This is a genomic window from Pseudomonas sp. NPDC089392 (assembly GCF_044749595.1).
Classification (GTDB): Bacteria; Pseudomonadota; Gammaproteobacteria; order Pseudomonadales; family Pseudomonadaceae; genus Aquipseudomonas.
This window is the reverse complement of record NZ_JBIVIF010000013.1, coordinates 24,900-37,369: the sequence shown is the minus strand read 5'-3', so window position 1 is coordinate 37,369 and position 12,470 is coordinate 24,900. Positions and strand designations below refer to the sequence as shown.

The following is a 12,470-nucleotide window of genomic DNA, read 5'->3' as shown; positions in this document are numbered from 1 at the left end:
TATGCAAATGTTGACCCTGGAGAACCTCTTCGTCCTGATGCTGGTAGCCACGGCAGGCGCCTGGTTGTGGCACAACCACGGGTTGCGCGAAAAAGCCCTGGAGCGGGTCAAACAGCATTGCGCCAAGCTCGACCTCGAGTTGCTCGACGATGCCGTCGCGCTCAAGCGCATCGCCTTTGTCCGTGACGCCAATGGCCGCAAGCGCCTGGCGCGCGTCTACGCCTTCGAGTTCACCGTCACCGGCGAGCAACGCCACCCCGGTACCGTGACCCAGTTCGGTGCGCACAGCGTACAGATCGAACTGGCACCCTACCCGTTCGAAATCAAGACCCCACCGCGCGCCGACAACGTCATCGAGATGCAGCAGTGGCGCCAAGAGCACAACCGCTGGCGCAACTGATCAACTGACTCGGCATTCGCTCAACCCGGCTTGCAGTTCGGGTTGCGATTGCGGCTGCTCGAAAATCAGCTCAATACGCGTATCCCGGCGCCAGTCGCTGGGCTGCCAGGCGGGGATATCCCCATTCAGGCCATTGAATGATTGCCAACCCTCCACGCTGTGGATAACCCCTTTGGCACGCTGCCAGGGCCAGGCGCGCAAGAACGCCTGTAACCGCTGTGGATAAAACTGCTGGCCGGGGTGCCAGCGCCAGCCGATGCTCCAACCCCCTTCACCTTGCTGCGCAGAACACACCGGCTGGCCGGGGTCTGCCAATAGCATTGCTGGGGCACTTTTAAGATTGTCGACAATCTTGTTTTCTGCAAACGGGCTGTCGACAATCTTTATGGATGAGGCTGGAAGGCCCGAAAATGGCAGCTTTCCTTGGCTGACCCAGGAAATAGTTTTCTGTTTAAATTTATTAGTTATCAACAACTTAAATGATTCATCCACAGCCTCCGACTTGTTGAAAACAACGCTTTCACACGCCTCGAAAGCTAGCTTTTGAGCCTCCGCAAGTGGCTCGTTTCGGGCCATTGACTGGGCATCCAAAACCATCAACAACGGCTGTATTGTCAGCACTCCAGCCCAAGGGGCTTGCTGCAGCTGAGCCAGCAACTGCAAAGGATGACCCAGCCCGGAGGGCTCGATAAACAGCCGATCAGGACTGGCCTTGCGCAGCAGCCGGCCTAAACCTACCTGGAACGGCATGCCGTTGACGCAGCACAGGCAGCCGCCTGCGACCTCGCCGATGGCAATCCCGTCCTCATCGCGGCTTAGCAAGGCAGCATCCAGGCCCACAAGCCCGAATTCATTGATCAAAACGGCCCAGCGTTCGTTGGCCGGGCGCTGGGCCAGCAGGTGACGAATCAGGGTGGTCTTGCCGGCCCCCAGCGGGCCGGCAATCACATGAGTGGGTATGTTCTGCAGCATGGGGGGCTTCAAGCAGTGGTGATGCCTCACTATGCGCCGTCAGGCCAACCAGTCAAGGCTGAGCAACAGGCGCCCCTGCTGCCCCGAAGGTGAGCGGTGCACCAGGCCTGCGCCTTCGTTGCCCTGCCACTTCTCGCCCTTTAGCACGGCCACTTCGCCGGCCCGCAATCTCTGAATGTTATCCACACCATGATTTGCTGTGGGTAACTCTCCACGCTGGCAGGCCTGCTCTTGCAACCACTCACTGCCGGGGCCCACGTAGGTGGTAAGCAGGCGCAACGGCACGTTATCCACATGGAAGCGCGGGCACATGGGGCCGGCCAGTACTCGCAGCCGCAACCCGACCCGCCGAGCGCCTACCAGGCACGTATAGGCAGCCACCAGCCAAGCCACATCGGCAACGAAGGCTTCGTAGCCATGCAGGTCAGCCGCTTCACGCAACAGGTCAGCCAGGGCCGGCATTTGCTGCTCGTCCACGTCGATGACGCGCTGGTCGGTCAAAGGTTGGCCAAGGCAGACCACCAACTCGGCAAAGTCCTCCAACTGTGCCGGCAAGCGCCGACGCCACACTGCCAGGTTCACGCCATCCTGCAGCACTTCGGTCAGGACTTGCGGCGTCTCGCCGAACACCTGTAAGTTATCCACAGGCTTAAGCGCTAGAGTCATGCTGGCGACTCCTCATGCCAAGGGCCGAACGGATCGGGCAGGCGCAACCAACCCATGTGCCCCAAATGCATTTCCTGATCCGTCAACAGGCAGAAATCGAGGGCTGTGGATAGTTTTCCGAAGTCGATATTCTGCCCAATGAACACCAATTCCTGCCGGCAGTCACCGGTCTCGGCGGACCAGTGTTTCAGGATCGCAGCCGTGTTATCCACATCCTCTGGCCACTGCTCGCGTGGCACGAAGCGCCACCAGCGACCGGCCATGCCGTGACGCATCATCCCGCCCGCCTGTGACCAGCTACCGGCCTCCTGGTATTTGCTCGCCAACCAGAAAAATCCCTTCGAACGCAACAGCCGGCCGTTGCTCCACGGGGTGTGGATAAAGTCGAAAAAGCGCTGTGGATGAAACGGCCGCCTGGCCTGCCAGGTAGTGGCCGCGATGCCGTACTCTTCAGTCTCTGGCACATGGTCACCGCGCAACGCTTGCAGCCAGCCGGGCGCTTGCGCAGCTTGGTCGAAGTCGAACAGCCCAGTGTCGAGGATGCGCGCCAGCGGCACCTGGCCCATGACCATGGGCACGATCTGCGCACGGGCATTGAGGCTGCGCAAAATGGCGGTGAGTTCTTCGCGCTCGTGCTGGCTGATCAGGTCGATCTTGCTCAGCAACAACACATCGGCGAACTCTACCTGTTCGATCAGCAAATCACTGATGGACCGCTCGTCCTCTTCACCCAAGGTCTCACCGCGGCTGGCCAGGCTGTCTGCTGCCTGGTAGTCGCGCAAGAAGTTCAGGCCATCGACCACTGTGACCATGGTGTCCAGCCGCGCCATGTCTGACAGGCTGCGACCCTGTTCGTCGCGAAAGGTGAAAGTCTCGGCCACCGGCAGTGGCTCCGAGATGCCCGTGGACTCGATCAACAAATAATCGAAACGCCCTTCAGCGGCCAGCCGCGCCACTTCTTCAAGCAAGTCTTCACGCAACGTGCAGCAGATGCAGCCATTGCTCATCTCGACCAGCTTCTCCTCGGCACGGTTGAGGCTGACGTTACGCTGCACTTCGGTGGCGTCGATGTTTATTTCACTCATGTCGTTGACGATTACCGCGACCCGCAGGTTGTCGCGGTTACGCAGTACATGGTTGAGCAAGGTGCTTTTGCCGGCGCCAAGGAAGCCGGACAGGACGGTGACGGGGAGACGGTTGGACATGGCGAAACCTCTTCAAGCGGACGCATTCGAAACGATGCATTGCACAATGTTATAAAGTAACAATACAATTTCGCCAAGCCGTTCTCGACGGACGAGTACTCACCGGGGATGAAACATGAATCTGCCACGCACCATGGTGTTGCTGTTGTTCGCCGTGTCCAGTTCGCTGCCGGCCATGCCACAAGGCAACGCATTGGCGCTATGTACGCGCAGCGCGACTCTGCTCGCTTGCCAGGACGGCAAGGGCAGTTACTACAGCGTGCGCACCGAAGGCAGCACGTTGTACCTGCGTGGATACGACTACAGCAGCCGGCGCCTATGGGCACAAACCAATAGCCGCTATGGCGCGCTGAATTTTTTCACCGGCCTTGCCAGCGATGGTGAAGCTTGGGTGGGTTACAGCCGGCGCATTGGCTGGACCACCTTGAACCGCGTATCGAGTTCCAGTGGGCAGAGCTTCAATCTGCACTGCAGCTTGATCGGTGGTTGCCGTTGATGTCCCTTTTAATCTGGAAAGCCAAATGACGCAGCTCAAGCTCCCCGATATCGCCGCACAAACCCAGCACTACAGCTTGCCGTTGAACTGGGTAGGTATGTGCGGGATCGCCCTGCCTGTGCAATTCGAAGGGAAAACTGCAGCAGCCAAAGCCGATGCTGGGGTAAGCCTGGTAGACGCGAGCTCGCGCGGTATCCACATGTCGCGGCTTTACCTTGCCCTGGAATCATTGGAAAACCAGCCCCTCACACCGCTGGCAATCCGGCAGGTTCTGGCTGAATTCCTGAGCAGCCATGAAGGCCTTTCCTCCTCGGCTTATTTGCGCCTCAGCTTCGAGCATCTGTTGAAACGGCCCGCGTTGGTCAGCCCATTGGCGGGCTGGAAAAGTTACGCCGTGACAGTTGATGCAAAGATCGAAAATGAAATGTTCCACGTGGAACTTTCCGTTTCCGTACCTTACTCCTCGACCTGCCCATGCTCGGCTGCACTCGCTCGGCAGCTGATTCAGCAACAGTTCCAGGCGCATTTCAGCGAAATGCAGCTCGACAAATCAGCGGTTCTAGAATGGCTGGGTAGCGCTGAAGGCATTGTGGCTACACCTCACAGCCAACGAAGTACTGCGCAAATCCAGGTACGGCTACGCAGTAATCAGCACGTGTTGCCCATCACTGATTTGATCGATCGCATTGAGGCCAGCCTGGGGACGGCGGTGCAGACCGCGGTGAAACGCGCAGATGAACAAGCTTTCGCCTTGGCCAACGGGCAGAACCTGATGTTCTGCGAAGACGCCGCACGACGCCTTCATAAGGCGCTACGGAAAATAGACTGGAGCACGGCCTTCAAGTTGCGTGTGGAACATGCAGAAAGCCTGCATGCCCACGACGCTGTCGCCACCAGCCAGTGGCAATGGGATGTTTAGCTGCGCGGTTTGACCGTGCCGCAGTCATTACCCAACCACACCGCACGGGTGTTCATGCTGCCTTGCTGCTGAACACCCGAGGCGTTGAACGTGCCGTTGACTTGGGTGGTGAACTCCCGATCGCTGAGGAAAGTAGCCTGGCCACTGCCCTGAGCCTTCGGGCAACTGAACTGGAACTTCCAGACATTGCCGGTGCGGTCGGTGATCTTCTGAGTACAACCTGACTTCGGATCCTGCAGCGGGATATCGTTGGTTGCCACCTGCTCTTGTGTCAGGCACGAACGCACACCCTTACCACCGACGGTCACCCCTTGTTTGGCCAACACGCCTTCCATCATCGCGCGTTGCTCCGGCGGCAAATTCTTCAACTGGCCGAGCATGAACTCCATGTCGGGTAACGGCTTGCCATCGACCTGCATGTTGCTGGTAGTCAGCTCCCACAAACCTGGCTGCAGCATCTGAGCATGCACCAGCGGGCTGCTCATACCTAGGGCCAACGCCAACAGTGGCAGACGAATCTTCATGGACGAACGCTCCTGGAAAAAGCCGGCCAAGTGGGCCGGGCTGAGCCTTAGACGCCAAATCCACCTGCGGGTTGCAAGTCGGACCGGGAACGTGTTCTGTTACCTCAAGTGTACTCGGCAAGCAGGATGCATATGGATTACCACAGCCCCTACTTCTTCGGTTACCTACTCGGCCTCGTTCACTTGCTGGGTATCGTTGCCGCACTGCACGCGCTATTCACCGTGCGAACTGCCCAGGGCGCAATCGCCTGGGCCATGCCTTTGTTCTTCATCCCCTACCTCACATTGATCCCTTACCTGATCTTTGGCGCCCGCTCGTTCTATGCCTACATCAAGGCAAGGCGCCAGGCCAACCAGGAAATGCACGTGGCCATGGCCAACCTCAACTGGCGCCCTTGGGTAGAAGAAGCCCTCACGGCCCGTGAGTCGGAAAGCTACGCGGCCTTGCGTGCCATGCCCAAGCTGGGGCGCATGCCCTGCCTGGCCAACAACCAGGTGAAGTTGCTGATCGATGGCACGGCAACATTCGAAGCCATCTTCGCCGCTATCGAAAAAGCCCGCGATGTGGTGCTGGTACAGTTCTTCATCATCCATGACGACACCCTCGGCAAGGCGCTGCAACAACTGCTAATGCGCAAGGCCGCCGAGGGGGTGCAGGTGTTCGTGCTGTACGACCGGATTGGCAGCCATGCCCTGCCAGCCAGCTACAGCCAGGTGCTGCGTGACGGTGGCGTGCAGATCCATGCTTTCGCCAGCCGCCGCGGCTGGTTCAACCGCTTCCAGGTGAACTTCCGCAACCATCGCAAGATCGTGGTAGTGGATGGCCTGCTCGGGTTTATCGGCGGCCACAACGTGGGGGACGAGTACCTCGGCGAGCACCCGCAGCTTTCCCCTTGGCGTGATACTCATGTACAGATTATCGGGCCGGTACTGGCCTGCCTGCAGGAATCGTTCGCCGAAGACTGGTACTGGGCCACGCGCCAGCTACCGCCGCTGATCCTGCCAGATGCCTACCCGGAAAACGGCGTGCTGTGCCAGGCCTTGGCCAGCGGCCCAGCCGACCCGCAGGAAACCTGCGCGCTGTTCTTTCTCGAAGCGATCCATTCGGCTACCCGCCGCGTGTGGATCACCAGCCCCTACTTCATCCCTGACGAGGCGGTGTTTGCAGCGCTGCGTCTGGCGGTATTGCGTGGGGTCGATGTGCGTGTGCTGATCCCGTCACGCCCGGACCACCGCATCGTCTACGCTGCCTCCAGCCTGTTTGCCTTCGAAGCGGTGCGCGCGGGGGTGCGCATGTACCGCTACCAACCGGGCTTCTTGCATCAGAAGGTCGTGCTGGTGGATGACGATGTCAGCGCGATCGGCAGTGCCAACCTGGACAACCGCTCGTTCCGCTTGAACTTCGAGATCACCCTGCTGACGGTCGACCGCGACTTCGCCGATCAGGTCGAGCTTATGCTGATCAATGACTTCGAACAGGCGCGGGAAATTACTGCCGAGGACAGCCGTGATACTCATCGGCTGCAACAACTGGGGATGCGGATTGCGCGGCTGATTTCGCCGATTCTGTAACAACCCATTTTCACTCAGGCTCAAGTGGGAGCGGGTTCACCCGCGAATGCATCGGTGAATCCACCATCGTATTCGCGGGTAAACCCGCTCTCACAGGGTATGGGTTAGACCGCAGGTTTCGGCGGTAAAGGTCTTCGCGCGTCCAAGGCAAGTCATGATGCCCATCGGCATAAGGCTTCACCGCCAATATCTGGTGCAGGTTGATCCAGCCCTTCTGGAAGGCATAAGCACACCCGGCCAGGTACAGGCGCCAGATGCGCAGGGTCTTCTCGGGCACCAGCGCGGCGGCCTTGTGCAACTGGTTCTCCAGGTTCTCGCTCCAGTGGTGCAGGGTCTTGGCGTAATGCAGACGCAGGCTTTCCACGTCCACCACCTCCAGCCCCGCTTCACAGATGCTAGCGCTGATCATCGATAGGTGCGGCAGTTCACCATGGGGGAACACGTAGCGGTCGATGAACTCGCCCGCACCACGCCCGACCGGGCGACCATCGATATGCTTGGCGGTGATACCGTGGTTCATCACCAGCCCCCCTGCCCTCACTGCCCCGAACAGCTTCTGGCAATACAACGCCAGGTTGGCATGCCCGACATGCTCGAACATGCCAACGCTGACCACTTTGTCGAAGCGACCATCCTGGGGCAGGTCGCGGTAATCGAGAATCTGCAGTTCGACCTTGTCGGCCAGGCCTTCGGCCTTGACACGCTGACGGCCAAGTTTGAGCTGCTCTTTGCTCAAGGTGATACCGAATACCTTGGCGCCATACTCGCGGGCGGCAAAACGCGCCAGCCCACCCCAACCACAGCCAACGTCCAACAGGTAGTCACCGGCGTCCAGGCGCAGCTTGCGACACAGGTGATCGAACTTGTCCTGCTGCGCCTGATCGAGCGTGTTATCGGGCTCGCGGAAATAGGCACACGAATAGGCCATGTCCTGGTCCAGCCACAGCTGGTAGAACGCATTGGAGACGTCATAGTGATAGGAGATGGCTTTGGCGTCAGTGCTCTTGTCATGGGACAAACGCTGCGGTGGCGTTTCATCTTCCTGCGCAAACAGCGCTTCGCTCAGCTCATCGCACACACGGATGGCTTCACCGATATCGCCTTCCAGCTCCAGCTTGCCTTCGACGAATGCAGTGCCCAGCTGCTCCATGCTCGGGTGGGTCAACTGGCTGATCATCTGTGGTTCTTTGACCAGGATAGTGACTTGCGGGCTAGGCCCAAGATCGAAATGGTTACCGTCCCACAGTTTCAGCCGCAGCGGCAGATGCAGGCTCTGCAAGGCCGGTGGAAGTTGCGCAAGCATGAACGACCCTCCTGTCCGTATTTGGCCACGACGCCTGATATTTCGAACGTCGCCGGATCAGAGTAGTTCATTCGTAGGAGGTTTCCTCTAAACAAGACCATGGTCTAGAACCAACCGATCTTATCCGCACAGCAGATTGTATACAATTCTTGCGTCTCAGCTTACCCTTGTGCCCCTCTCGCGCTTCTACATCCTGGAGTTGAACCCATGAAATCCTATGACGTGGTGATCATCGGCGGTGGCCCTGGCGGCTACAACGCAGCCATCCGCGCCGGCCAACTGGGCCTGAGCGTCGCCTGCGTGGAAGGCCGCTCGACCTTGGGCGGCACCTGCCTCAACGTGGGCTGCATGCCGTCCAAGGCGCTGCTGCATGCTTCCGAACTGTACGAGGCTGCCAGCGGTGACGAGTTCGCCAACCTCGGTATCGAAGTGAAACCCACCCTCAACCTCGCCCAGATGATGAAACAGAAGGACGAGAGCGTGACTGGCCTGACCAAGGGCATCGAGTACCTGTTCCGCAAGAACAAGGTCGACTGGATCAAAGGCTGGGGCCGCCTGGACGGCGTCGGCAAGGTCGTGGTCAAGGCCGAGGACGGCAGCGAAACCGCGCTGGAGGCCAAGGACATCGTCATTGCCACCGGCTCCGAGCCCACCCCGCTGCCAGGTGTGACCATCGACAACCAGCGCATCATCGACTCGACCGGCGCGCTGTCCTTGCCACAAGTGCCCAAGCACCTGGTGGTGATCGGTGCCGGTGTAATCGGTCTTGAGCTGGGTTCGGTATGGCGTCGCCTGGGTAGCCGGGTTACGGTCATCGAATACCTCGACCGCATCTGCCCGGGCACCGACACGGAAACCGCCAAGACCCTGCAAAAGGCACTGGCCAAGCAAGGCATGGCGTTCAAGCTGGGCAGCAAGGTGACCCAGGCCACTGCAAGTGCCGATGGCGTAAGCCTGACGCTGGAGCCTGCCGCTGGCGGCACCGCAGAATCGCTGCAGGCCGATTACGTGCTGGTGGCTATCGGCCGCCGCCCCTATACCAAAGGGCTGAACCTTGAAAGCGTAGGCCTGGAAACCGACAAGCGCGGCATGCTCGTCAACGAGCACCACCGCACTTCAGTGCCTGGAGTCTGGGTGATTGGCGACGTCACTTCCGGCCCGATGCTGGCGCACAAGGCCGAAGACGAAGCGGTGGCCTGCATCGAACGCATCGCCGGCAAGCCCCATGAGGTCAACTACAACCTCATCCCTGGCGTGATCTACACCCGCCCGGAACTGGCCACTGTGGGCAAGACCGAAGAGCAGCTGAAGGCCGAAGGGCGTGCTTACAAGGTTGGCAAGTTCCCCTTCACCGCCAACAGCCGCGCCAAGATCAACCATGAGACCGAAGGCTTCGCCAAGGTCATTGCCGATGCCGAAACCGACGAAGTGCTGGGTGTGCACCTGGTAGGCCCAAGCGTCAGCGAGATGATCGGCGAATTCTGCGTGGCCATGGAGTTCTCGGCCTCGGCCGAAGATATCGCCCTCACCTGCCACCCTCACCCGACCCGCTCTGAGGCTTTGCGCCAGGCAGCGATGAATGTCGATGGGATGGCGATGCAGATCTGATTCGAGAGAGCGGGCTGCTTTGCAGCCCTATCGCGGCACAAGGCCGCTCCTACAGGGAATTGCGTTCCCCTGTAGGAGCGGCCTTGTGCCGCGAATGGGGCGCAAAGCGCCCCCGGCAATCTGACAAGCCTGCGCTTTACTCGACGGTAACCGACTTTGCCAGGTTACGCGGCTGGTCCACGTCGGTGCCCTTGAGCACGGCCACGTAGTACGACAGCAGCTGCAGCGGAATGGTGTACAAGATCGGCGCCAGGGCGTCGGCGATGTGCGGCACCTTGATCACGTGAGTACCATCGCCATTGGTCATGCCAGCCTGCTCATCGGCGAACACCACCAGTTCGCCACCACGGGCACGTACTTCCTGCAGGTTGGACTTCAGCTTTTCCAGCAGTTCGTTGTTCGGCGCAACGGTCACCACCGGCATGTCGTTGTCCACCAGTGCCAGCGGGCCGTGCTTCAGCTCGCCTGCCGGGTAGGCCTCTGCGTGGATGTAGGAGATCTCCTTGAGCTTGAGCGCCCCTTCCATCGCCACCGGGTATTGCGCACCGCGACCGAGGAACAGGGTGTGATGCTTGTCGGCGAACAGCTCGGCGATTTTCTCGACGGTGGCGTCCATGGCCAGGGCTTCGCCCAGGCGCGCCGGCAGACGGCGCAGCTCCTCGACCAATTCGGCTTCGACCCCGGCTTCCAGGGTACCGCGCACTTGGCCCAGGGCCAGGGTCAGCAGCATCAGCGAAACCAGCTGGGTGGTGAAGGCCTTGGTCGAGGCCACGCCAATTTCCGGGCCGGCCAAGGTCAGCAGGGTCAGGTCCGACTCACGCACCAGCGAGCTGATGCCCACGTTGCAGATCGCCAGGCTGCCGAGGAAGCCCAGCTCCTTGGCATTGCGCAATGCAGCCAGTGTGTCGGCGGTTTCGCCGGACTGCGAGATGGAAACGAACAGGGTGTCCGGCTGCACCACCACCTTGCGGTAACGGAACTCGCTGGCCACTTCGACCTGGCACGGGATGCCAGCCAGGCTTTCCAGCCAGTAGCGGGCAACCATACCGGCGTGGTAGCTGGTACCGCAGGCAACGATCTGCACATTGCGCACCTTGGCGAACAGCGTAGCGGCCTGCGGGCCAAAAGCCTGGACCATGACGTGGTCCTTGCCCAGGCGGCCTTCCAGGGTACGCTGGACCACAGTTGGCTGCTCATGGATTTCCTTGAGCATGAAGTGGCGATAGGTGCCTTTGTCAGCAGCTTCGGCACCTTCGTGGTACTGCACGGTCTCGCGCTGGACCTTGTGGCCGTCCTGGTCCCAGATGGTTACCTGGTCACGGCGGATTTCGGCAATGTCGCCCTCTTCCAAGTACATGAAGCGGTCGGTGACCTGGCGCAGGGCCAGCTGGTCGGACGCCAGGAAGTTCTCGCCCAGGCCCAGGCCGATGACCAGCGGGCTGCCGCTACGGGCTGCCACCAGGCGGTCCGGCTGCTTGGCGCTGATCAGCGCCAGGCCATAGGCACCATGCAGGCGCTTCACCGCAGCCTTCAGCGCATCAGCCAGGTCCGGAATGCTCTTCAGGGTGTGATGGATCAGGTGGACGATGACTTCGGTGTCGGTCTGCGAAGTGAAGACGTAGCCAAGGCCCTTCAGCTCTTCACGCAGCTCTTCGTGGTTCTCGATGATGCCGTTGTGCACCACCGCCACGTCGTTGCCCGAGAAGTGCGGGTGGGCGTTGCCTTCGGTCGGTGCACCGTGGGTTGCCCAACGCGTGTGGGCGATGCCCAGCTGGCCGTTGAGGGGCTCGGCGACGACTGCGGCTTCCAGTTCGGCGACCTTGCCGATACGGCGGCGGCGTTGCAGCTCACCATTCTGGGTGAGGACCGCCAGGCCGGCACTGTCGTACCCGCGGTACTCAAGACGCTTGAGGCCTTCAATCAGGATGGCTGTGATGTTGCGCTCGGCTACGGCACCAACGATTCCACACATGTTCTATTGCTCCTGGCTGATCGCGGCGCAGATCAGGTTGATGCCGCGGGCTTGAATTTGTTCGCGAGCCGCTGCGGGCAGGCGTTCGTCAGTAATAAGGGTGTGCACGCTGCCCCAGGGCAGCTCAAGGTTGGGGATCTTGCGCCCCACCTTGTCCGACTCGACCATCACGATCACTTCACGGGCGACTTCAGCCATGACCCGGCTTAGCCCGAGCAACTCGTTGAACGTGGTGGTGCCCCGGCCGAGGTCGATGCCATCGGCACCGATGAACAGCTGGTCGAAATCGTAGGAGCGCAGGACCTGCTCGGCGACCTGGCCCTGAAACGACTCGGAATGCGGGTCCCAGGTACCCCCGGTCATCAGCAGCACCGGCTCATGCTCAAGGTCGCAGATGGCGCGGGCCACGTTCAGCGAATTGGTCATCACCACAAGGCCAGGCTGGCGCCCCAGCTCGGGGATCATCGCTGCCGTGGTGCTGCCACTGTCGATGATGATGCGCGCATGCTCACGGATACGCCCGACAGCGGCGCGGGCAATGGCCTTTTTATAGGAGGACACCGGCTGGGCGGGTTCACCGAGCAGCTCTTGCGGCACCGGCACCGCACCACCGTAGCGGCGCAGCAGCAGGCCGTTGGCTTCCAGGGCGGCGAGGTCTTTGCGAATGGTCACTTCCGAGGTTTCAAAACGCTTGGCCAAGGCGTCCACGCTCACCTCGCCCTGCTCGCTGAGCATGGCCAGAATGTTGTGGCGGCGTTGGGGGGTGTTACGTTTCGACATGAGCGGTTAAGTTTCGATTCGAAAGATAATGATGCCAATCAAAACCTAAGATG

11 protein-coding genes and 1 pseudogene are annotated in these 12,470 nt (G+C 60.4%); 5 read left to right on the top strand and 7 right to left on the bottom strand.

The window, feature by feature from the left end; all coding sequences use genetic code 11:
- The first annotated feature begins 7 nt into the window (after positions 1–7).
- Positions 8–400 (top strand): DUF3301 domain-containing protein, encoded by a 393-nt coding sequence (locus tag ACIP1G_RS13775; RefSeq protein WP_013974846.1) that lies wholly within the window; start codon positions 8–10, stop codon positions 398–400.
- Here ACIP1G_RS13775 and ACIP1G_RS13770 read toward each other — a convergent pair whose 3' ends face one another.
- Genes ACIP1G_RS13770 through zigA form a run of 3 tightly spaced genes read right to left on the bottom strand, consistent with a single transcriptional unit; the run spans position 401 to position 3,243 of the window.
- The gene (locus ACIP1G_RS13770) at positions 401–1,372 is read right to left on the bottom strand and encodes a CobW family GTP-binding protein (RefSeq protein ID WP_400737747.1); all 972 of its coding nucleotides are present in this window, start codon (positions 1,370–1,372) and stop codon (positions 401–403) included. It lies immediately after the preceding gene.
- 39 nt (positions 1,373–1,411) lie between these two features.
- Positions 1,412–2,038, bottom strand: a complete 627-nt coding sequence (locus tag ACIP1G_RS13765; protein ID WP_400737744.1) for a DUF1826 domain-containing protein — start codon at positions 2,036–2,038, stop codon at positions 1,412–1,414.
- On the bottom strand, positions 2,035–3,243 hold the full coding sequence (gene zigA, locus ACIP1G_RS13760) for a zinc metallochaperone GTPase ZigA (RefSeq protein ID WP_400737742.1): 1,209 nt from the start codon (positions 3,241–3,243) through the stop codon (positions 2,035–2,037). Before zigA ends, ACIP1G_RS13765 begins: the two co-directional genes overlap by 4 nt.
- A 115-nt stretch (positions 3,244–3,358) precedes the next feature.
- Here zigA and ACIP1G_RS13755 point away from each other — a divergent pair, with 115 nt between their 5' ends.
- Both ACIP1G_RS13755 and folE2 read left to right on the top strand, forming a co-directional pair.
- Entirely contained in the window at positions 3,359–3,739 is a 381-nt protein-coding gene (locus ACIP1G_RS13755; protein WP_400737739.1) for a glutamine synthetase, read from the top strand.
- A gap of 25 nt (positions 3,740–3,764) precedes the next feature.
- Entirely contained in the window at positions 3,765–4,658 is an 894-nt protein-coding gene (folE2, locus tag ACIP1G_RS13750; protein ID WP_400737736.1) for a GTP cyclohydrolase FolE2, read from the top strand.
- Here the strand turns inward: folE2 and ACIP1G_RS13745 are convergent.
- Positions 4,655–5,182 (bottom strand): DUF3617 domain-containing protein, encoded by a 528-nt coding sequence (locus ACIP1G_RS13745; RefSeq protein WP_400737733.1) that lies wholly within the window; start codon positions 5,180–5,182, stop codon positions 4,655–4,657. The genes folE2 and ACIP1G_RS13745 overlap by 4 nt on opposite strands.
- Positions 5,183–5,314: 132 nt before the next feature.
- On the opposite strand from ACIP1G_RS13745, the gene cls reads away from it, so the two are divergent.
- Positions 5,315–6,754, top strand: coding sequence for a cardiolipin synthase (gene cls, locus ACIP1G_RS13740; protein ID WP_400737731.1), 1,440 nt, complete (start codon positions 5,315–5,317; stop codon positions 6,752–6,754).
- A gap of 121 nt (positions 6,755–6,875) precedes the next feature.
- Here cls and cfaB read toward each other — a convergent pair.
- Positions 6,876–8,057: pseudogene (gene cfaB / locus ACIP1G_RS13735) on the bottom strand (C17 cyclopropane fatty acid synthase CfaB); the annotation flags it as partial.
- Positions 8,058–8,264: 207 nt separating this feature from the next.
- Here cfaB and lpdA point away from each other — a divergent pair.
- Positions 8,265–9,665: a dihydrolipoyl dehydrogenase gene (gene lpdA / locus ACIP1G_RS13730; protein ID WP_400737728.1), complete on the top strand. Its 1,401-nt coding sequence runs from the start codon at positions 8,265–8,267 to the stop codon at positions 9,663–9,665.
- Positions 9,666–9,801: 136 nt separating this feature from the next.
- Here lpdA and glmS read toward each other — a convergent pair whose 3' ends face one another.
- Complete coding sequence (glmS, locus tag ACIP1G_RS13725; RefSeq protein ID WP_400737726.1) at positions 9,802–11,637, bottom strand: glutamine--fructose-6-phosphate transaminase (isomerizing); 1,836 nt, start codon at positions 11,635–11,637, stop codon at positions 9,802–9,804.
- Positions 11,638–11,640: 3 nt separating this feature from the next.
- Entirely contained in the window at positions 11,641–12,417 is a 777-nt protein-coding gene (locus ACIP1G_RS13720) for a DeoR/GlpR family DNA-binding transcription regulator (protein WP_400737723.1), read from the bottom strand.
- Between the last annotated feature and the right edge of the window lie 53 nt (positions 12,418–12,470).